Origin of the sequence: Bacillus sp. 1735sda2 (assembly GCF_024159245.1) — a bacterium.
GTDB classification, from domain to species: domain Bacteria; phylum Bacillota; class Bacilli; order Bacillales; family Bacillaceae; genus Bacillus; species Bacillus pumilus_O.
On record NZ_JAMYWZ010000001.1, the window covers coordinates 3,828,545 to 3,849,967 of the forward strand.

Sequence of the window (21,423 nt, forward strand, 5' to 3'; positions counted from 1 at the left end):
TTTATAAGTCTTTGGATACAAAAAAACCTAAATCACGCCTTATCAAAGATAGGGACAATGATTTAGGTTTTGCCTGCTTGACCAGTAACAATCCTAAAAGATTGTGGGTTATGTTGTTTATAGTTATAAAGTATCATGTTAATTTTATGATGTCAACGCTTTCTTTTTAAATTTATTTTCTTTTTATCACTCTGTCGATATGCAAAGTTAAATACAGCATCTCATCTTCTATGAGGCTTCGGTTGTATTCTTTTTGAACATAATCGTTAATTTTCTCAGCACATTGGAAAGCTGCAGTGTTTTTCTCTTTTACGACTTCATACAGAAATTCATTTTGATTTTCCATTTGTGTTTCGTTAAAAAGACGCTGTCCAAAAAACTTTAAATGCGTGACAAATCGGAAATAGTTTAATGATTCCTCGTCTAAATCAATTTGAAAGTGATACTTAACGATATTTAAAATATCTTGAATGAGTTTGGTAATTTGAATCACGTTCGGCATTTCTTCATTGAGTTCTGCATTGACAATGTGCATCGCAATAAAACCGGCTTCATCCTCAGGAAGATGAATATCGAGCTTGTCCTGAATAATCCGAAGCGCTTCTACACCACACATAAACTCATCTTTGTACAACCGCTTAATTTCCCAGAGCAGAGCATTTTTGATGTCCATACCTTTTTGATGACGTTCAATAGCAAAGGTGATATGATCTGTCAGTGTCACATAGATACTGTCATTCAAATTTTTATTAAGGGTTGTTCTCGCATGATCAATAATCGCCTCACACACTTGCATATACTCGATTGGAATATCATAAAGCAGGGTTTTGAATTTTTCTGATATATCTTTATTTTGAATGGAAAATACTTTTTCAATACGTTCTTCGTCAATCGGATCTCCACTTTTCTTTTGAAAAGCGATTCCTCTGCCCATAATGACTAGCTCATGCTGCTCGTCATCATACGCACTGACCACATTATTATTGATTACTTTCGAAATGATCAATTGATACCCCCCAGTACATTCCGCTTTTTCGAGCATCTCATTGTAGACTAATATGTCATGTTATTATTATTTTCAAAAAAGAGGACTTTAAGATGATTTTACATTTTTTTTTGATACGGTCAACTAGAAAGAATGACAAATTACCTCTCAAAAATGACGAAATAGGGGCAAAAAAGTCTAAAAACATACACAAAAACACTCTATAAAGAGTGTTTAAAGAGTGTTTTTTACAAAATCAGGAGCAATCCCAATTATAGACAACATTCTCGAAATTTTTTCGTTTGAGGTCTTCTGGTTTGATGAAAAAGTTGGCGATTCCGCAATCTCCCCACATTAGATCTACTTCATCATCTGAGTCAATTTGTAATAACAGAACGGTATGTTCTTGATCTACATAGGTACGCGGATCTTCTTGTGTAAAGCCTGGATATCCACCCAATTTGTGACCAAAGCCACTCTCTGTTTCATAAAATTCATCTAGCAAGGCATCCGCTTCATCTCCATCAATGCCTTCTACACCTTCAAATAGGTCCCAGGTGTGCTTACCTATGATTTTCTCAAAGCGGAAATCTCCTACACTAATGGTTTCACTTGACCGTTCACCTGTAATGGCGCCTTCCTTCGTCACAGGAAAATAAAAATCATCAGGAATTTTCACAAAAGAAAAATCAGTCAACAACTCTTCTTCTGCCAAGAAAGGTTCCTCAATAAATTTGATCCGAAAATCTTTTTGTTCTGTTTTATGGTCAATATTCATCCCATAAAGATCATCATGCACAGAAATAAAAATTTGCAGAAGTCCTGTTTCGGGATAATCCTTCAGCTTCGGAAGCTGGCCAAAATTAATTTGTGCCAAAAGCTTCATAGGGTGACCTTCACCATCAACTGGATATTCATCGTTTTTAGGGAAGTAAGGATCACCTGCAATTTTGCTGTCGTAAGGTCCTGTTTTTCCTTGTTTCATCTGTAGTTGAATCATTGGCTGTTCCGTTTGATCTAACATTTTACGATAAGGTGCTATGATTTCTTGCAGCTTCGCTGATTGTGTCACGATGGTCTTCCTCCTTATGATTAGGTCTCCTGACCAGACTAGTATCTCTTTTTCTATCATACAGAAGTGTACTCTACCTGTCAGCGATAAATCGGTCAATATCCTAACAACTTTCTCACCTTCAAATGAAAAAAACCTCCGATTGATTTGGAGGTTTTGGTCGATCTATTTTTTATTTCACTTGATAATTCACTAAGTCTTCTGCGAGTGATTTCATCGTTTCATTTGTTTCATGGAGCCCTTCAATAATTTTTGTAAATGTGCCTACAAGCTCTGCTTGATGCTCAGAAGAAGCGACAATTTGTCCTATTTCTTCTTCCATTCCTTTAATCGATCCCTGCACATCTTTTAGCGCTGTTTCAATATCAGTCGTCGCTTGTTTCGCATGAGTTGACAGCTTTCTCACTTCCGTTGCAACCACTCCGAATCCTGCTCCTGCTTCACCTACTCTTGCAGCCTCAATTGATGCGTTGAGTCCAAGTAAGTTCGTTTGATCAGAAATACCTTTGATAAGATTGGACACTTGATTGATTTTAGAGGAATTTTCTACAGTGGTTTTCGTGTTTTGTAGAATTTGTTCACTTGTCGCTTGTAGTTCCTCTGAATGTGCAGCCACTTGCTGTACCATTGCGACTAGTTTTTCGGAAGCTTGGTTGCTCTCTGTCATGATGTCATCTAATCGTTGTTGATTGGTCTGGTCATAGGCCACGCAGAAAGCAGCGACTACTTGACCCGTTTCATCTTTAATTGGAACGGCTACAATATCCATTGGAATACCGTACACTTCTTTCGGAATTTGGATAAACGATGGCTCTCTCCCATTTTTCAACATAGAGAAGTTTTCGAACCCTGGAGCTACAATATCTCCAGCTTTAAACCCTAGGTCAATGTTTCCGTGTTGCTGATAATAAAGAACCTTCTCTTTCCCTAAAATAGAAAAGGTTAGTTGCTCTCTCATAGCTAGTCCAATGATTGGTAAAGCGTCTATTATGTTATCAATTCTCTGTGACATTCGCTCACGTTCATCCTCTCTTTTTCTCAGTACATCTTCTTTATCGGTTCGTTATAAGATCTATTACAGCCTGTAATGTGTACTAATATCAATCAAATGACCTAAGGCATATAAAAAACCCACATTCTATCAAGAGAATGTGGGGAGGTTTTTAAAAAAAGGACATGCATGTCAAGACACTGATAACGATGAGCAAAAGATACATATAGTCGATCCATGAAGTGCTGATGACATGATAATACGTCCGGTCCCTCTCACCCGTGAAGCCTCTTGCTTCCATCGCAATGGCCAAACGTTCTGATTTTCGTACGCCCTGTGTAAAAAGAGGAAGTGCATAACGTATAAAGGCTTTCCAACTGTTTTTTTGCTTATAGCCTCTAATTTTATGTGCTGCCTTCATTTGCTTTAATTCACTTTGAAATAACGGAATAAACCGGAAGCCTGCAAGCATCCCATACGCCCATTTTGGCGACATTTTGCACTGATGAATGAGGCTCATCATAAATGCTGTCAAATCTGTTGTGGACGTAAACAGAAGACCAAATGTCACAAAGCCAAGCATTCTAAGAGCGATGGTGAGTCCATTTCTTAAACTCTCCTCTGTCATATGAAACCATGCCCATTTCCAAACAGTATGATCCCCCTTGCCAAAGGCCGCCATCATCCAAAACACGAGAATGAAAAAGAGCAGATAAGGGACAAGTCTTGTGAAAAGATACTTCAAATTCCATCCGCCTAAGACAAGTCCAATAGCAAGTGCAAACAGCCAGATGATGAAGGTTGTTTTAGGATCAGATATCGTCATGAGACAACACATCGCTAGCAGATGGGCGAGTAATTTGATAGCTGGATTCACAGTGGAAAGAAAGGAATGATTACTTTGCAATCGTCAGCACGTCCTTTCTTTCAGTCATATATTGATAATGCAACGGGGCTCTCAGCTGATAAGCATCGACAAGTTCCTGATTTGAAAATAGATCATAAGGCGTACCTTCATACACATGCTTTCCTTGATGAAAAAGAAGCACTTGATTGGCACACTCATCGACAAGGTCCATATCATGTGTGACCATTAAAATAGTGGTGCCTTGGCGTTGACGTTCTTTTAAGCGCCTGATTAATTCCTTCGCTGTTCTTTCATCCTGTCCGAAAGTCGGTTCGTCTAACAATAAGACATCCTGATCAAAAAGGAGCATTGTAGCCACACTCAATCTTCTTTTTTGACCTAAGCTTAAAGTGAAAGGATGAGCTTTTGCATGCTTTTCTAAACCGAACTCTTTCAATAGCTGAATGGTTTTTTCTTGTACAACGTTCTCTGGCCAATTCCGCTGACTTCCACCAAATGCAATTTCATCGAACACTGTATCTTGTATGAATTGAAGCTCCGGATTTTGAAACACAAAGCCTGCTTTTTCATATAGTTCTCGGTCTGACCACTTTTTAAGGAGTGTGTCTTTTAAGAAAATGTGGCCTTTTTTCGTTGACTCTAAACGAACCAAATGTTTAAGACATGTGCTTTTCCCACTTCCATTTTCCCCAATGATCGCCACCCAATCCCCTGTTTTAATATCAAGCTGGAGATCACTCATAATTCTTTTTTTCCCGTAGCTTAATTGAAGATCTTCTGAACGCATGATGGTCTCCCGCTCAGTCGCCGGCACTTGTTTATGCTGCTCTTTTCTTGCTTCAAAGGTTTGCATAAACGTATGACTCATTGGATGAAATGGATCTTGAAGGATTGTGGACCATTTCTCGGGAAATAATTTCGGCCGCCATATCCCTGCCTCTTTCATTTCTTTTTCATATGTCGTCAATACATCTTTTGGAGATCCATCAGCTAAGATGCTGCCTTGATCGTCTAATAAAATCACCCGGTCCATCCATTCGATGACACCATCTAGCACATGCTCTACAAAAATCATGGTTTGTCGCTGATCAGCTGCAAGCTGCTGTAGAAGCCGAAAGATCTCCATTCTGCCTGCTGGATCAAGCTGTGCGGTCGGTTCATCAAAGAACAGCACATCTGGCTCTAATGCGAGTAAACAGGCAAGCGCCAATCGCTGCTTCATGCCGCCAGATAATGTGTGGATGTCTGCATTCGGATCGACTTCGAGTTGGACTTTTTGCATGAGCTGTTGAATGATATCATCCATCTCGTCGCGAGGGACGGAGCGGTTCTCTAAGCTAAAGGCAATTTCTTCATTGACGCGATGCATACAAAACTGGGAATCAGGGTCCTGAAACATGACGCCTGTATGTCTTTGCAATATCACTTCGCCCTGCATATCCGCTTCTAAATGTTCTGGAATGATGCCAGCCAGAACAGAGATGAGCGTTGATTTACCGCTACCGCTTGGTCCTAAAATAAGCACCTTTTCTCCTTTTTGAATGGACAGAGAGACTTGATGCAAAACGGGCTGAGGCTGTTCATAAAAACGGACAGTGAGATTATTGCACGCGAGAAATGAATTCATGCTGTTCACCTTTGTTTCTTTTTTCTTTCATGATGGCATATTGATTCAGTACACCGGTTTTAGATAATGTGTCTACCACAACTTTCGCTAAACATCCGCCCAGTATCATTCCACTAATGATTTGAGTTATGAGTGTGATGAGTAGAACTTGAGGTGTGTAATAACCAAAGCCATTTGCAACGAGGCTGTAAGCCATTGCTCCAACAGCCGCAAAGGCACCTGACAGCATCAGTGTCCACATACGATATCGTTTATATCCAAAAAGAGCAAAGGCGATTTCTGCCCCAAGTCCTTGGCATACACCAATCAGCAAGGCTGAAAGACCAAAGTGGCTGCCTGTTAGTAGTTCCACAGCGGCAGCGGCTGTTTCTGCGATCAGGGCAGCTCCCGGCTTTTGGATGATATACGCGACGATTGGACTAGCAATCACCCAAATGCCAAACATGATGTTCCCTCCTGCTGGGCCAACAAGTGCTGTAATGGGCAAGTAAAGTGTGGACCACCCTAAATAGATGACACCGCATGCAACGGATAAAATGACAGCAAGGACAACTTCTTTCATCTTCCATGTCATGATGAATGCACCTCCAATGGAACTGGCCACTCTTCCACCGTAAACGCCATGTCCCAAAACTTGTACTCTAGTTGACAGCTTAAGATAAAGTGCTGTTTCATTTTTTCCTTTTCCTTCTCACTTGCTGCTTCCGCCAGCTGATCGAGCCGCTTACAGAGCTCCACCGTAATAGAGTCGGTTAACCCTCCATAAAATGTGATCCACTCATAAAACGGATGTGACGGGTCGGGCTGCACATCTGTGAGCATTCGTTTCCCAATTTCCCAATATGTCCAAGGGCATGGAAGCAGTACAGCGATCATTTCTCCAAGCGTGCCTTCCTTGGCGACTTGTAGCATGTGATGAATATAGTGATGAGCACTCGGAGCAAGCGGGGCACCTTGGAGCCCATCATATGATACACCTGCCACTCGGCAAAGATTTTGGTGAGGGTGTGTCTCACTATCTAGTACAAACGCAATCTGCTGATGGAAAAAAGCAATATCTTCTTTGTCTGTACATCTGCTAAGAGCCGCTGCATAAATTTTAATAAAAGCCTGTAAATATTCTGCATCTTGTTTGACGTAATGAATGATCTGCTTCTTTTCCAGCTTTCCTTCTGCCAGTCCCCTGACAAACGGATGCTGATAAATGGCTTCAAATAATGGTTCTGTTTCTTCTCTTAATTGCGCTGAAAACGTCATAAAAAAAGCCTCCTCTTCTTCAGTAGAATAAATGAAAAAGCCACCCCAAATGGAGCGGCCTTCTTATCGATTCAATCATGAATAAGACGAGGTCCAGCTCCACTTCCCTCCGCTAGTACAAACTAGATCAGGTTCAAAGGGTCCAAGATTTTCTCTTGTCTCAGTCATACATGACTCCCCTAGTGGACTTTTGTCATTTAATTATCTTTACTCTACACATGTGTAGATTTGCTGTCAACCGCTTTTCTTAATTCAACGTTCTGATCGTAGGCAGCTTCTCGATCCCTGCAGCATAGTAAAAATTAAGGACGCTGAAGAAATCAATTGGCTTTCCTGTTTTCAAATCAACAGCTAAAATATGATCGCCGTAATTTGTCATGTCATCTATATCTAAACGTCTTGGCGTTGTCTTTCCAAGTGTATCAACAAAGCTACTATGGTAGAATTGTCCGCTAGCAAACGATGATTCATGATACATAAATAATGTCTCCACATCTAAGTAGACGAGAATGGCCTCAGATGAACTCGCATAAGGAGCAGAGTACGATACTGGTGCCGAAATACTTTTCACTTTCACACTGTCAACAGAATGAGTTCTCTGTTCGTATTTTCCGTCATATGGGAAATAAAATACACGTTCCCATTTGTAATCGGCGGTCTTAGATTGTTTGTTATACACTTTTGTACCATTAGCGATAACATTCCCATCGGCATACTCAGCTACAAAGTATTGCAAGGTGGAAGAAAGGGAAACAGCCCCTGTGAAATTGGGTGGGTTTTTTGCATTCACTTGTAACGTGTAAGAGTCTCCAAAATCCCCACCGCTTGTGATACCGAATGCGTAGTCACCTGCTGGTAAATTGGTCAAACCAAGGAGACTGCCTGCTGGCTGAATCAAGTCCGTCGGATAAGCTTGTCCAGTTTCATAATCAACAACAAATAATTGTACGAAATAATCGGGATTTGAAGAGGTAATTCGGCTGATGAGTGCCTGAGGTGAAGTCGTACTTAACAACCATAAATCGACTGGGTCGTCCTCTGATAAGACAACTGATTGGTTGATGGCTAATCCATCAATGGAGCGAACGGAAGATGTACGCATCTTGCCATCTTTAGCGGTTTTTCGTTTGATACTGATTCCATTTTTCTTATCTACTTTAAAAGATTTTTTTAACTGTTTCTGTTTGATAGCGGTTCCTTCATCCTGCTTCAAAAACGAGTCTTGCACTTGCTGAATGGCTTTTTCCGTCAGTGGTGATAATTTACCATCTGTTTTCGGTGCTTCTTCTGCTTTTAATGCTGGTGAAAATAAACCTGTTGTGACGAGTAGAATGGATAATAAAGCGGCAGTCATTTTTCCATAAAAAGCTCTCACAGGAACATCCCCTTTTTCCTAAATTAGGTTTTATACCCTGTGAATATTTTACCATTATTTCGTTCGTTGTTATGGTCTTTTTTAGGAAATCTTTATGACAAAAAAACCAGCCGTATGTTCTACGACTGGTTTTTGATGACTTTATGAAATGGTTTTAACAAACAGGCGTGCTGTTTCTGCACTGGAACCTGGATTTTGTCCAGTAATGATTTTTCCGTCAACTACTGCGTATGGTGCAAAGGCATCTCCTTTTTCAAACGCTGCCCCTTGCTCACGAAGTTTTGTTTCCAATAAAAATGGAACCTTTGATGTCAGCTGAACAGCTTCCTCTTCTTCGTTTGTAAAGCCTGTGATGTTTTTGCCTTCGATGAATGATTTGCCATCTTGATCCTTCACATCAACGAATGCTGAAACGCCGTGACAAACAGCACCGACTGCACCATTTTTGTTTGAAATTGCTAAGATTGCATCGGCTACCAGTTGATTAGATGCAAAGTCGATCATTGGGCCGTGTCCTCCTGCAAAGAAGATGCCATCATAATCAGCTGGGTTCACATCTGTAAGCGCCTTTGTGTCTTGAAGTAATTCATATACATCTTGATATTGCGCTGGAACACCTTCTGGAATGGAATTTTTATCAATAGGAACAGTTCCACCTTGAATCGAGACAATTTGAACGTCTAATTCATTTTCTTTAAAAATATGAAATGGCTCTGCCAATTCTTCTAGCCATAAGCCTGTTGGATGTCCGTTCATTTCTGAACTGCTTGTGGATACTAATAACACTTTCTTACTCATCTTGATCATCCTTTCGATTTATCATGTGGTTATTTTACATTTTGCACAATTAAATATCAAGCAATTCAACTTTAGTACAGCTCTTTATGGTATACCCGATTCTCTAAAAAATATGGCATGACATCAAATCTAATCTATATGTCACATTCTATTGATAGGGAATTTCATGTAAAATTGTCATTGAGTGATATCATATGAGGTAAAATGGATAGATCTCACGGATGTGAGGGGACTTTTAAAGGAGTGGAAAGTAGATGAAAACCTATTCGATTGTGATGATCATCATCACGCTCTGTATCATATTAGCCGTCTTTTTGATGAATTTAACAGGGGTCATGTACGGAAAAATTATTTTGGCTGTAGCCGTTGCGCTATGTCTGACCTCCATTATTCGTTTAATAGGTCTTCGAAAAAGATAAAAGCCGCCCTTTACTAGGGCGGCTTTATTCATGGCTAAATTGCCAGGATAAGCGCAATTAATGCAAGCAGCGCTGGTACGCCTTGCTTGACGATGATTGATTTATTAGATGTCACACCGCCGAATACCGCAGCGATGATCACGCAAAGAATGAAAAATAGCTGAATCATATATCCAACAGTATTCGATCCGAGAATGAGCCCCCAAATGAGTCCAGCAGCCAAAAACCCGTTATAAAGCCCCTGATTGGCAAACATCACTTTTACATTTGGATCCTTTTGCAAGTGTTCTGGCAGCTTAAAGGATCTTTTTGCCATCTTTGATTCCATAAAAAACATTTCTAATAACATAATGACAAGGTGTTCTAATGCGACAATTCCTACTAGTATTATTGCTAAAATATTCAATTTAGTTAATTCCTTTCTGATAGACGATCACGAATTTCTATTTTATCCGTGTATAAATCAAAGTCTTGTATTAATTCAAGTGCTTCAGTAAAGCGGCTTTGTGGAATGTCTTTCATTTTCCTCACACCAAATTCCTTTTTAATAAAAGCCATGATGGTATTGATATGAAGCTTACCATGACCATCATACTCCAAATGGCTGCAAAAAGTCTGCATCGTCCCTCTTATCACCTTTAATTGCTTAGCAGTGACACAACTCATTGGTAACGCTCATCCTTTCCTTTGTTTTAACAGCTAAAAAGAACCATGTATGAAAGAAAAACCTTCCAGTCCCTATTATATAATGATTTCATTCGGATATCAAAATAAAAAAGAACAGACATTCGATCGAAAACCGTTCTCTTCATCAAAATCAGTTTATGACCATATCAAAAAGCCGGATTCAATGGTAGAATCCGGCTTTCTGTTTAGTTACTTTTAGAAATTAATACCTTTCCAACAGAACGATCCTTACTTTGTCCAACAACTTTAAAGGATAGACCGTATGTTGGCACATCACGTCCTGCATCTGGATTTTTTGGATTCACATAATTCTTTTTATCACTAAATGTACGAGTCGGACGAATATAGCGATCTACCAAAGTTAAGCCAGTTGTCGCTGTATAATCAATATTGAGCTTCGTACTTGGGTTCAAAGAAAATGCAGCATCATGTACTTGGAAACCTGTAGCAGCAATAGAGCCGTCACTCCACTTCAATACTTGCTGATCTGCATCTACTACACCAAGGAAACCGTTCCCTGGGTGTTTTCCTACCCAGTTATCACTGTAGGATTGATCGACATACCACACGACCAAACCGTTATTATAGCTCATGAGACTTGCCCCGCGTTTGATATGCTTTAAGCCTTTATCGACGTCAGCATAAGAGCGCCACTCTAGTAAATAGTATTGTGCTGCATATTGTTTTCCATTTGATTTCGAGAATCCGTTAAAAGTGAAAGTAGACGTGCCCTCGGCATCATCTGACCATACTTTCGTTCCATCTGCAGTGATGTTTAAATCATCTACAAATAAGCCTGGCAGTGAATAACCTGCATCGGTTGTATAACGGAATTGCAGGTCGATTTTCTTCCCTGCATAAGCAGAAAGATCAAAGGTTGCATCTACCCATCCATCTGATTTTCCGTCAATTCCATTGCCTTCGTTCGCTCCAGCTTCATTTCGATCGTTTGTGATGTTACCAGCAATCGTCTTCCACTGATCGGTTCCTGTTTCACGAACTTCTACATATGCATAGTCATAATCTTCTTCGATATCGTACCATGCTTTAAATGTCAGCTCTGCTTTGCTCCCTTTCGACAAATCGATACCTGTTGTCGTCATGGTCGCATTTAAATTGTCACCCGTTCCGCTAAAGTACGCATGTTGTCCTTGAGCAGGTTTTGTGACCTCAATCTCTTTATCTGGTAAATCTACCCGAACCGCATCATGGTTCGTTCCTTTTGTTGCTGCTTCATCAATCAGCACTGTTTTGCTTTTCTTTAATGTTTTACCATCGATGGTTTGTCCAGTAAGCCAGTTACCGCCATGCAAGTTTTGAAGCATTTCTTTCGCATATGGACTAAAGCCTGTTGGTTCCGTTCCAGGGACTTTACCTGCCCAGCTTCCGCTTGACATGATCGACCAGTAGGAAACGGGCTCGCCTCCGCCTGTGTACTGTGTATCGTACTCATCAGGAAGACCAAGGTCATGTCCGAATTCATGTGTGAATACGCCTGCCGCACCATCTTCAGGCTCAATGGTGTAATCTAACGCACCTAACTTTCCGCCTTGTCCAACTTCAGATTCTGTGTTTGGAATTTCAAATACATCACCAAGTGACCAGCGGTGCGACCAAATCGCATCAGAGCCAAGCTGTCCGCCGCCAGCTTCTTCACCTACACCAGCATGAACGACCATCAAATGGTCAATGATGCCGTCTGGTTCGTTATAAACGCCGTCTCCATCCATATCATATCGATCCCATTGATCATATTCACTAAGATCAATATTAGGGTCCTTTGCTGCAGCTTCTAGTGCTTCTTTCACCAATTCACGCGGTCTACCGTCACTGCCTGATTCATCAGGTACGTTCCCGCCATAATAGGCTGCTTCATGCTTCGCTGTATACCAGCCAGCAACCGTTCCACTGATCGTGTAACTACCACCAGACTGCTTCTCATAATATTGCTTCATGGATACTTTTCGTTTCCCATCTGGACCGATGTAGCCATTTTTTCCAAAAAGCATATCTTGATAGTGCTGTTGATCGTACTTGTCATAGTACATATCAGTCTCTTCTTTTTTAATACTATTATGCTTATAATCTTTAAAATCTACTAATAAAACCAATACCTTATCATTGCGAACTTCGCCTTTATACTTTTCTTTTTTGACCGGTTTTACATGATTGCTTTCTTTTCCATTATGCTTCTTTAACTTTTTCTTTTTGGCTAATTTGTTATGTACCTTTTGTTTGTATTCTTTCAGAAATTCAGGCTCTTCTGTTAAGGTGCTTGCACTTTGTTTCATAGCGGATTCTTCTTTTTTCTTTAGATAGTTCTTTAGTGCTTTTTGGGTTTCTGCTTCATTGGCGTTCTTTTTGATCTTTCCTTGTTTTTTCAAGGCTTTGATGAGACGGTCTTCATTCACGACACTTGCGTCAAATGGAACACCTGAATAATGACCGCCATCTGAGGATGTTGATTTCTCTGTGGTGTGGGCAGATAGAGGGGTGCTGAAAGCTGCCAATGTGCCTAAACTGAGGACAGCCGTTAGTGCAATACTCGTCCATTTCCCTTTTTTCATTTTGGTTCCTCCCTAATTTGGTAATAAATAATATCTAATTCTAGCATATTCCAATATACTTAAGTCGAAAAACATTTTATTTTCAGAAACTTTGTGGAAAATGCACAATACGGGAATGAAATGGGTGGAACAATGTGTCGAAAATAAAAGAACCCTAGACGATAAACGCCTAGGGTGTTTGTTGTTTTACTATGAAAGTTGCTGACCTTGAAAGGCAACAACGTCAAGTGGAGCGGCTAAGAATTCTTTTGCCTTCGCGACGAAAGCTTGGAAATGTGCACTCGCATTATGGCTCTGAACCGCAGCGTCATCTTTCCACACTTCTACCATTAAGAAGGTATTTTCCTTATCTGTATCCTTGAACAGCTTGTAGGATACATTGCCTTCTTCCGCTTGTGAAGCTGTCATTAATGCATTGATTTCTTCTAGAAATACAGTTTCTTTTTCTGGATGAATGGTCATTCCTGCATGAATAATAATCATATGATAGTCCCCTTTTTAATAGATATTATTTCCACTCTGTAATGCGTTCAATCGGTAAGCGGTAAGATGCATAACCTTCGTCAGCAGCTTTCCCAATTGATAATAGCATCACTGGTACATAACGTTCTTTATCCCAGCCAAATGTTTCAGCGATGACTTCTTTATCAAAACCACCAATTGGATTTGTATCATAGCCGTGTGCACGTGCTGCAAGCATAAGCTGCATAGACACAATTCCACCGTCAATTAAGATTGTTTCGCGGTTGACTTGCTCTGGAAGTACCTCAAAGTGTGCAGTTAGTGCAGCAATTTGTCTTTCTTTCACTTCTTGAGGCATGTAGCCATGCTCTACTGCTTTTGAATAAATTTCATCTAAGTATTCATTGCTTTTCATATCTGCAAATACGGCAATGACAGCTGCTGATGTTGACACTTGAGTTTGGTTGAATTTTGCAAGTGGTGCAAGCTTTTCTTTTCCTTCTGGGCTGTCAATGACCATGAAGCGCCAAGGCTGTGCATTCACTGATGATGGTGCAGTTGTTGCTTCTTCTAGAATCTCTGCCATTTCTTCTTTGCTGATTTTCACAGCTGGGTCATAATTACGAATAGAACGGCGTCCTTTCATAATTTCCATAAAATCGTTTGTTTTTAATGTTGTAGCCATGTTGAAACACTCCTTTAAGTTGTTTGAATCTTTTCGATGTTTTGTTGTATTCGGCTGAGCACATCAGTGAGAAGCTTTCGTTCTTCGTCACTTACGTTCTCAAGCATTTCTGAGATAAATCGTTCTTTTTCTTTTTTAGAAGCTTCGATTCTTGTTCTTCCTTCATCTGTCAGACGAACAAGTGTGACTCGATTATCTTCTGGCTTTCTTCTGCGCGTGACCATTCCTTTTGTTTCTAACTGTTTTAAGTGACGCGTCACAGCCGCACTATCAATATTTACTTTTTTCTGCAAATCTGACTGGCTGATTTCGTCTGCTTGAAATAACAGTGAGAGCAACTCTAATCTTGATTGGCTGATGCCCGTGCATGCTTCGAACTTCACGCCCATCATACGGTTCACGCACTGCAAACGGTATAATACCTCTGCTTCTTCAGAGCAAAATGCAGTCAATGCCATCCCCTCTTTTCTATTCAGATCAATTAGTTGATATATCAATCATTGACTCATCAACTAATATACACCCATTATTTCATGATTGCAAGAAGTTTGTTTCATAAGGTAAATCTACTCTATCAAAATAAATAAAAAGTATAGTATTTAATATTTAATTCCAACCGAAAAATATTGACTTTATTATCATAAAATGTAATTATTATAAAAGTAAGCTAAAATATAATAAAGGATGATTATTTTGAAAAAGAATTTTCTTAAGTTTTTAACTGTTTTTATGATTTGTTTAATTATGATTACGCCAATAGTAGCTCAAGCAGCAACTAAAGATTTCAAATTTGATATGACCCACCAATTATATATTGGTAAATACAAGTCAACTAAAAATTCTGTAACTGGAAAGATAAACATGACAAGTTGGGGTGGAGATACCTATTTTACCATTCATGTATATGAACAAAAGAACTGGTGGAGTAATGCTCAGTTAGTTACTCGTCTAGGATTTGAAAAATCCAGTAAAGGTTCACCGTATACAGATACTGACTATTCTGTAAAAAAAGGGCATACATATAGCTACGAAATATGGAAAAATTATAATTATAAGAGGATCATTGGTAAAGGTTCTCTTAGTTACTGATAATCTTAGATGCAAGGAGAGTCTCATATGTTAAATCCTCTTCTACCCTACTTCATTATATGTGGGATTAGTTTAGTGATCTTCGTATATAAATTTATGCGCGGTACTACAAGTAAAATCTTATTTCTATACTATATATTGTTTTCTTTATATATTGCTAGTCTTGTTTCACTAACTTTTTTCCCATTTCCTTATCAAAAGAAGTTAATAGAAATTATGATAGAAGACAATTTAGGTTCTATTCATAATTTTATACCTTTTAAAACAATAATTGTCACACTTGAATTTGGACTGACAACATTTATAAAACAAATCATTGGAAACGTTATTCTATTCGTGCCACTTGGATTTATTCTGCCTATTCTTTTTTCATTTAACCAATTACGAAAGGTTATTTATATAGGTTTCCTAGTGAGCCTGAGTATTGAATTGATACAATTTGTTTTAGATTTGATTGTAGGCTACAATTATAGAAGTTTTGATGTTGATGACATCATAACAAATACTTTAGGTACTTTAATTGGAGTAATAATTTATAAGTATTCAAAGAATTCATTAGATAAGTACAACTTAACACTACGTTAATATTTTTAGCAAAAAAGGACAAAAGCGACGAAGCACTTTTGTCCTTTTTTCTTTATTCTGTGATCACCGTGTGAATGAGAGTTGGTGCATCCGCATGATCTGCGATGCGAATGTTGTCATAAATTTTCTCCATGACATTCGCAACATCTTCTCGATTTGCATGAAGTGTTACGAGTGAATCTCCTTTTTCAACACGATCGCCAACTTTTTTGTTCAGCATGATACCAACTGATAGGTCGATATCGTCCTCTTTTGTTGCACGTCCTGCTCCAAGAATCATTGCGGCAACACCGATTTCGTCTGCGACGATCTCAGCAACCACACCTGCTTCTTTTGCAGGAACTTCGATTTGGTAAGGGGCTTGCGGCAGTTTTTCTGGTTGATCTACAATCGAGCCGTCTCCGCCTTGGTTTTCTAAGAATTCCTTGAATTTCTCAAGTGCTTTGCCGTTTTCCATGACTTCAATCAGCTTTTCTCTTGCTTCATCCAGCGTTTCTGCTTTTTTCGCAAGAACGACCATTTGACTTCCTAATGTGAGCACAAGCTCGTTTAAGTCTTCAGGACCTTCGCCTTTAAGTGTGTCAATGGCTTCTTTCACTTCAAGGGAATTTCCAATCGCTAATCCTAACGGCTGAGACATATCAGAGATGACAGCCATCGTTTGTCTGCCAACGTTGTTTCCAATGCGGACCATGGCTTTTGCAAGTTTCTCAGAGTCTTCAGGTGTTTTCATGAAAGCACCTGCACCTGTTTTCACATCTAATACGATCGCATCTGCGCCAGCAGCAATTTTCTTACTCATAATTGAGCTAGCAATGAGCGGGATTGAGTTCACAGTACCTGTCACATCACGAAGGGCATAAAGCTTTTTATCTGCTGGTGTGAGGTTGCCTGATTGACCAATGACCGCTACTTTATGACGGTTCACAAGCTCGATGAATTCGTCTTTTGTGATTTCTACGTGGAAGCCTTTTACCGCTTCAAGCTTATCCACTGTTCCGCCTGTATGTCCAAGGCCGCGGCCAGACATTTTCGCTACAGGTACATCAAGTGCAGCCACAAGAGGTGCAAGTACAAGCGTTGTTGTATCACCTACACCGCCTGTTGAATGCTTGTCTACTTTAATGCCTTCAATGGCAGACAGGTCAATCGTGTCTCCTGAGTTCGCCATAGCGAGCGTTAAGTCTGCACGTTCTTGATCCGTCATATCTTGGAAGAAAATCGCCATAGCCAAGGCACTTGCTTGGTAGTCAGGAATTGTTCCGTCCGTATATCCTTTGACAAAGAAAGAAATTTCCTCTGAAGATAATTCTTTTCCGTCACGTTTTTTCGCAATGATATCTACCATTCTCATTGTTTTCACCATTCCTTTTTTTAAATTAGTAAATCAAACCGACAACGCCTGCTGTTAAGAAGCTGACAAGTGTTGCACCAAATAGAAGCTTTAATCCAAAGCGTGCAACCACGTTTCCTTGTTTTTCGTTTAAGCCTTTGACTGCTCCAGCAATGATACCGATAGAAGAGAAGTTCGCAAATGATACAAGGAATACAGAGATAATCGCTTCTGTACGAGCAGTGAAATGGAAAGCATCGCCAGACAGGATTTGCATTGCCACAAATTCGTTGGAAACCATTTTCGTTGCCATAATGCTTCCTGCTTGTACTGCTTCGCTCCAAGGTACACCAACAATGAAAGCAAATGGGGCAAATACATAACCAAGTACATCTTGGAAAGACACACCGATAACAGCTGTAAAGATTCCATTAATCATGGCAATTAATGCAACGAATCCAATCAACATCGCAGCGACAACAATCGCTACTTTGAAACCGTCCATAATATATTCGCCAAGCATTTCAAAGAAGGATTGCTTTTCTTCTTCAACGACTTCAAGCATGTCTTCGTCCTTAGCTACTTCATATGGATTGATAATAGACGCGATAATAAATCCACCAAATAGGTTCAGCACAAGTGCTGTGACCACGTACTCTGGTTTAATCATTTGCATGTACGCACCGACAATCGACATCGATACGGTCGACATGGCAGATGCACATAATGTATAAAGACGTTGCTGAGGTAATAATCCGAGCTGTTTCTTAATGGAAATAAAGACTTCTGATTGACCTAAAATCGCAGACGCTACTGCGTTGTAAGATTCTAGTTTGCCCATACCGTTTACTTTGCTGAGCAGATAACCGATTCCGCGTACGATAAGTGGAAGGATACGCCAATGCTGCAAAATACCGATCAATGCCGAAATAAAGACGATCGGCAGTAAGACGTTGATGAAGAAAGTTGATGCATTATCATTCATTAATCCGCCAAATACGAAGTTGATTCCTTCACCGGCATAGCCTAGTAGCATTTGGAATCCTTTTGCAAAGCCTCCGACTAGGAAGTTCCCAACACCTGTATTGAGCAGAATATAACCTAAAATAAATTGCAGTACAATCATGACAATTACTGGACGGAATTTTACCCGTTTTTTGCCGTTACTAGCTAGCCATGCAATGGCGAGAATCACCAGCAAACCGATGATACCAATCACGTATTTCATGTTTTTCCTCCTCGAATGAATTCGTTTACATTAATGCGCTTGTATGGAACAAACCCTATTTTTCAAACAAAGTGCGGAAGAAATTCCCAGAAGCGAGATCCTTCCGCATATGACTTTTTCATCATTTATGAGTCACGAATGTTATCCTACCATAGGATCGTATGAATTAATAGTCTTTCGAAGGAGCTGATTGATCCCCTTTGATAATAGAAACGCCTGCACTCGCACCAATTCGGGTAGCGCCTGCAGCTAGCATTGCCTCAACATCTTCTTTTGTTCTCACACCGCCGGATGCTTTCACACCGATGTCAGGCCCTACTGTTTTACGCATTAATGCGATGTCCTCAGCAGTGGCACCGCCTGTACTAAATCCAGTCGATGTTTTCACAAAATCAGCGCCAGCTTTCACTGAAAGCTCACAAGCTTTGACTTTCTCTTCATCTGTGAGTAAGCACGCTTCAATAATAACTTTCACAAGTGCTTTCCCTTTTGCCGCGTCTACAACTGCACGAATATCTTGCTCAACTGCATCATATTCGCCGTCTTTCAATGCCGCAATATTGATAACCATGTCCACTTCAGTTGCACCATTCTCGATGGCATCCTTTGTTTCGAATGCTTTCACTGCTGTTGTGTTTGCACCTAGCGGGAAACCGATGACTGTACAAACGTCAACGCCTGTTCCTGCTAGTTCTTTCGCCGCAAGAGATACCCATGTTGGATTCACACATACGGATGCAAACTGATGAGTCTTTGCTTCTTCAAGTAACTGCATAATTGCAGCTTTCGATGTATCTGGTTTTAGTGCTGTATGATCAATGAGCTTTGCTATCGTCATGCTTACACTTCCTTTTAATTATGATACTTTCATCATATATGACCTATGAACAATTGTAAACACAGTTATGAAATTTTGTTCATCTATTTTGTGACATTTAAAAGAGCCTTTGCTGTATGCTGATCAATAATCAAGACGTTCGCATATTTTCCTCTTAGTGCCCCGTGGATAGAAGCTACCTTGCGATGTCCGCCAGCAACAAGAATAGAACGTTCTTTTGTCCTTAAATCATTAAGCTCCACGCCAATCGTACGGTTGTTAATCGCTTCACTGCAAATTTTTCCTTCTTGATCATAAAAGCGCGAGCAGATGTCTCCGACGCTGGATGCTTTGAGCAGTGCTTTTTCTTCTTCGCGGAAGTAACCAAGTCTAAACAAAAGGGCTTCATCTCTTACCGTTCCAACAGTGAACACAGCAATATTCGCCTGTTTGCCCATTTCAATGATGCGCTGAATATGTCTGTCCTGTTCAACCATCTCCTTGACGGCAGCACTATCAAATACAACAGGAAGCGGCAAATAGCGCGGTGCTGTTTGAAAGGCCTCTGCAAACAGCTGGATGGTTTCCGCAGAATATGTATTCACATGGGAGTGGCTAATCCCACCCTTCAGCTGGACAACCTCTACACCTTTGACCTGTTTAGGTTGCATCTTTTGAGCAATTTGATACATAGTGGTTCCCCAGCTCACACCAACGATATCACCGTCTTTTACTGTGCTTTGCAAGTACTCAGCACCAAATTGGCTCAAGTATTCGGTGATCGTTGGATAATCATCTTTTGGCGAAAACACCACATGAGCTTCGAGCAGGTCATATTTTCCCTTGAGCAATGAGGACAACTCATTCAAATCTTCAAACGGGTCCATTACCGTTATCTGGACGTACCCCTTCTCCTTCGCATATTGAAGCAGCCGAGATACAGTTGGTCTCGACAGGTCGAGCTGTTTGGCAATTTCCTGCTGGCTGTAATCCGATAAATAATATAGCCTTGCCGCTTCAATACTCAGTTGTTGTTTCTCCCGATCCATTCGTACGCCTCCTTTTTTCTTCTATCATAACAAATTGTTCAACTCATCATGCACAAATGTTCATTTGAAGAAAATCGTATAGGCGGCTTGGAACGTCTCATTCTTCCCTAAAGTTTGAATACCAAACTTTTCCTTGTATTGTCCATTCGTCCCTTCAACATCGGCAATACCGTACCAAGGCTCAATACAAACAAAAGGAGCCATTGTGCCTTTTTCTTGATCATAAGGTGACCAAATGCCAACGAACGGAAAACCAGTGAGATCAACCTCAACCCCGTGACCTGCCTGAGACGTCAATGACACTCGATTGATATGACGAAAGATCATCGCATCATGCTGAAAAAGCTCTGGTCGAAGCTGAATCGGTTCAAACTGAATCCCTTTTTCTTTCTCCCTGATAAGTGAATTTTTCAGTTCATATTGGACAGGAAGATGCTCAGTAGAAGGCGTCAATGTCAGGGTATAATCCGCTGTACGTTCTCCTTCAACAAGCGGGACTCGAAATGCGGGGTGACCTCCAATAGAGAAATACATCGTGTCATCTCCAGCATAATCAATTTCCCAGGAAATCATCAGACCATTTTCCGACAGCTCGTATCGAATACGGGCGGTAAATTCATAAGGATACTGCTCGATATGACGACCTTTTGATTCATATTGAAAAGTCACTGTATGTTTCGTTTCTTCATGTACATCAAAATCAACATCACGCAAGAATCCATGCTGCGTGAGCTCATAGGTTTGACCATCTATCTTATATTGGTCATTCTTTAATCGCCCAACAATCGGGAATAAGACAGGCGACACCCTGCCCCAGTATGCAGGATCGCCAGACCACATATATTGACGTCCACTTTCCTTATGAAGCACCTCTCTGACCTCGGCACCTCTCTCATTGATCTGAATCAATAAATGATTATTTTCAAGTCTTCTCATTTCACACATCCCCTTTCCATCTTCTTTTATTATGACAGGGATTTTGGTTTTGAGTATAAAAGAGTTATTTATAATAAAAAAGACTTCTCCCTTCTAGGGGAAAGCCTTTAAAATAACTTATTCATCATCTTCTTGTATAGTCCATTTAAGACCTTTGATTTGTTTTAAACTCTCAATTTCTTCTTCGTTTTCAGGAAAAATATAGCTCTCCTCTTCATGTGAGCTTGAAACCATCCACTCTTTTCCATTTTTGAAGAATGATAAATCCTCCAGTAAATTAGGGTGAACCCACCCGTATAGAGAGTTCGAAAGTTCTTTTAACAAATTTTTTGTGTGTTCATTGGCATAATAATAATAAACATAAGCTGTTTGACCATCTCCTAGAATCGTAGTAGCCCACTCAGACTCTTCCTTCATTTCTTTAAGAGATGGTGAAAGTTTATTTAGAATTTCACGATAATCATCAAAATCAGCTAAATCTTTTCTAAAAACTAATTGGAATTCATCACATACTTCACAACATAAATCGATGAGCGCATTGTATTCCTTCTTTTTTGGTTGACGATTTAAAACAAACATCAAAACCCTCCTAT

The 21,423-nt window shown here is 40.0% G+C and carries 24 protein-coding genes and 1 riboswitch; of the genes, 3 read left to right on the forward strand and 21 right to left on the reverse strand.

The window, feature by feature from the left end:
* Positions 1-172: 172 nt before the first annotated feature.
* The 9 genes from licT to NKR21_RS20080 all read right to left on the reverse strand — a co-directional run bounded on the left by licT (position 173) and on the right by NKR21_RS20080 (position 8,973).
* Positions 173-1,006, reverse strand: a complete 834-nt coding sequence (gene licT / locus NKR21_RS20040) for a BglG family transcription antiterminator LicT (protein WP_012011762.1) — start codon at positions 1,004-1,006, stop codon at positions 173-175.
* A gap of 235 nt (positions 1,007-1,241) precedes the next feature.
* Complete coding sequence (locus NKR21_RS20045) at positions 1,242-2,057, reverse strand: YwqG family protein (RefSeq protein ID WP_144458127.1); 816 nt, start codon at positions 2,055-2,057, stop codon at positions 1,242-1,244.
* 172 nt (positions 2,058-2,229) lie between these two features.
* On the reverse strand, positions 2,230-3,069 hold the full coding sequence (locus NKR21_RS20050) for a methyl-accepting chemotaxis protein (protein WP_012011765.1): 840 nt from the start codon (positions 3,067-3,069) through the stop codon (positions 2,230-2,232).
* Positions 3,070-3,220: 151 nt separating this feature from the next.
* Positions 3,221-3,955 carry an energy-coupling factor transporter transmembrane component T family protein gene (locus NKR21_RS20055; RefSeq protein WP_144458129.1) on the reverse strand — a complete coding sequence of 245 codons (735 nt, stop codon included), beginning with the start codon at positions 3,953-3,955 and terminating at the stop codon, positions 3,221-3,223.
* The gene (locus NKR21_RS20060) at positions 3,945-5,543 is read right to left on the reverse strand and encodes an ABC transporter ATP-binding protein (RefSeq protein ID WP_144458131.1); all 1,599 of its coding nucleotides are present in this window, start codon (positions 5,541-5,543) and stop codon (positions 3,945-3,947) included. The genes NKR21_RS20055 and NKR21_RS20060 overlap by 11 nt, the downstream gene beginning before the upstream one ends.
* Positions 5,518-6,117, reverse strand: a complete 600-nt coding sequence (locus tag NKR21_RS20065) for an ECF transporter S component (protein WP_144458133.1) — start codon at positions 6,115-6,117, stop codon at positions 5,518-5,520. Before NKR21_RS20065 ends, NKR21_RS20060 begins: the two co-directional genes overlap by 26 nt.
* A complete protein-coding gene (tenA, locus tag NKR21_RS20070; protein ID WP_088002676.1) occupies positions 6,114-6,800 on the reverse strand; it encodes a thiaminase II in 687 nt (228 codons plus the stop codon). Before tenA ends, NKR21_RS20065 begins: the two co-directional genes overlap by 4 nt.
* 87 nt (positions 6,801-6,887) lie before the next feature.
* Positions 6,888-6,991, reverse strand: a riboswitch (TPP riboswitch).
* A gap of 56 nt (positions 6,992-7,047) precedes the next feature.
* Positions 7,048-8,175, reverse strand: coding sequence for a hypothetical protein (locus tag NKR21_RS20075; RefSeq protein ID WP_144458135.1), 1,128 nt, complete (start codon positions 8,173-8,175; stop codon positions 7,048-7,050).
* A 141-nt stretch (positions 8,176-8,316) separates the two neighbouring features.
* On the reverse strand, positions 8,317-8,973 hold the full coding sequence (locus tag NKR21_RS20080) for a type 1 glutamine amidotransferase domain-containing protein (RefSeq protein ID WP_012011771.1): 657 nt from the start codon (positions 8,971-8,973) through the stop codon (positions 8,317-8,319).
* A 254-nt stretch (positions 8,974-9,227) separates the two neighbouring features.
* Between NKR21_RS20080 and NKR21_RS20085 the strand changes: the two genes are divergently transcribed.
* Positions 9,228-9,392: a hypothetical protein gene (locus NKR21_RS20085; RefSeq protein WP_186299675.1), complete on the forward strand. Its 165-nt coding sequence runs from the start codon at positions 9,228-9,230 to the stop codon at positions 9,390-9,392.
* Between the two features lie 34 nt (positions 9,393-9,426).
* Here NKR21_RS20085 and NKR21_RS20090 read toward each other — a convergent pair whose 3' ends face one another.
* The 6 genes from NKR21_RS20090 to NKR21_RS20115 form a co-directional block, all read right to left on the reverse strand.
* A complete protein-coding gene (locus NKR21_RS20090) occupies positions 9,427-9,798 on the reverse strand; it encodes a DUF1304 domain-containing protein (RefSeq protein WP_003215243.1) in 372 nt (123 codons plus the stop codon).
* A 5-nt stretch (positions 9,799-9,803) separates the two neighbouring features.
* A complete protein-coding gene (locus NKR21_RS20095) occupies positions 9,804-10,058 on the reverse strand; it encodes an ORF6C domain-containing protein (protein ID WP_012011773.1) in 255 nt (84 codons plus the stop codon).
* 206 nt (positions 10,059-10,264) lie between these two features.
* Positions 10,265-12,646: an immune inhibitor A domain-containing protein gene (locus tag NKR21_RS20100; RefSeq protein WP_088002684.1), complete on the reverse strand. Its 2,382-nt coding sequence runs from the start codon at positions 12,644-12,646 to the stop codon at positions 10,265-10,267.
* A 189-nt stretch (positions 12,647-12,835) separates the two neighbouring features.
* On the reverse strand, positions 12,836-13,129 hold the full coding sequence (locus NKR21_RS20105) for a putative quinol monooxygenase (protein WP_012011775.1): 294 nt from the start codon (positions 13,127-13,129) through the stop codon (positions 12,836-12,838).
* 25 nt (positions 13,130-13,154) lie between these two features.
* A complete protein-coding gene (locus tag NKR21_RS20110) occupies positions 13,155-13,793 on the reverse strand; it encodes a nitroreductase family protein (protein WP_012011776.1) in 639 nt (212 codons plus the stop codon).
* Positions 13,794-13,807: 14 nt separating this feature from the next.
* Entirely contained in the window at positions 13,808-14,251 is a 444-nt protein-coding gene (locus tag NKR21_RS20115; protein WP_012011777.1) for a MarR family winged helix-turn-helix transcriptional regulator, read from the reverse strand.
* A gap of 235 nt (positions 14,252-14,486) precedes the next feature.
* Between NKR21_RS20115 and NKR21_RS20120 the strand changes: the two genes are divergently transcribed.
* The gene (locus NKR21_RS20120) at positions 14,487-14,882 is read left to right on the forward strand and encodes a hypothetical protein (RefSeq protein ID WP_144458137.1); all 396 of its coding nucleotides are present in this window, start codon (positions 14,487-14,489) and stop codon (positions 14,880-14,882) included.
* Between the two features lie 27 nt (positions 14,883-14,909).
* Positions 14,910-15,467 carry a VanZ family protein gene (locus NKR21_RS20125; RefSeq protein WP_144468100.1) on the forward strand — a complete coding sequence of 186 codons (558 nt, stop codon included), beginning with the start codon at positions 14,910-14,912 and terminating at the stop codon, positions 15,465-15,467.
* 52 nt (positions 15,468-15,519) lie between these two features.
* On the opposite strand, the gene NKR21_RS20130 is transcribed toward NKR21_RS20125, so the two are convergent.
* The 6 genes from NKR21_RS20130 to NKR21_RS20155 all read right to left on the reverse strand — a co-directional run bounded on the left by NKR21_RS20130 (position 15,520) and on the right by NKR21_RS20155 (position 21,409).
* Complete coding sequence (locus NKR21_RS20130) at positions 15,520-16,821, reverse strand: pyrimidine-nucleoside phosphorylase (RefSeq protein WP_144458141.1); 1,302 nt, start codon at positions 16,819-16,821, stop codon at positions 15,520-15,522.
* A 25-nt stretch (positions 16,822-16,846) separates the two neighbouring features.
* Positions 16,847-18,028 carry a NupC/NupG family nucleoside CNT transporter gene (locus NKR21_RS20135; RefSeq protein WP_144458143.1) on the reverse strand — a complete coding sequence of 394 codons (1,182 nt, stop codon included), beginning with the start codon at positions 18,026-18,028 and terminating at the stop codon, positions 16,847-16,849.
* Positions 18,029-18,194: 166 nt separating this feature from the next.
* On the reverse strand, positions 18,195-18,866 hold the full coding sequence (gene deoC, locus NKR21_RS20140) for a deoxyribose-phosphate aldolase (protein ID WP_119125591.1): 672 nt from the start codon (positions 18,864-18,866) through the stop codon (positions 18,195-18,197).
* An 83-nt stretch (positions 18,867-18,949) separates the two neighbouring features.
* Positions 18,950-19,894, reverse strand: a complete 945-nt coding sequence (locus tag NKR21_RS20145) for a DNA-binding transcriptional repressor DeoR (protein WP_144458145.1) — start codon at positions 19,892-19,894, stop codon at positions 18,950-18,952.
* Positions 19,895-19,954: 60 nt separating this feature from the next.
* A complete protein-coding gene (locus NKR21_RS20150) occupies positions 19,955-20,830 on the reverse strand; it encodes an aldose 1-epimerase family protein (protein WP_144458147.1) in 876 nt (291 codons plus the stop codon).
* 117 nt (positions 20,831-20,947) lie between these two features.
* On the reverse strand, positions 20,948-21,409 hold the full coding sequence (locus tag NKR21_RS20155; protein WP_144458149.1) for a stage III sporulation protein AH: 462 nt from the start codon (positions 21,407-21,409) through the stop codon (positions 20,948-20,950).
* Positions 21,410-21,423: the final 14 nt, after the last annotated feature.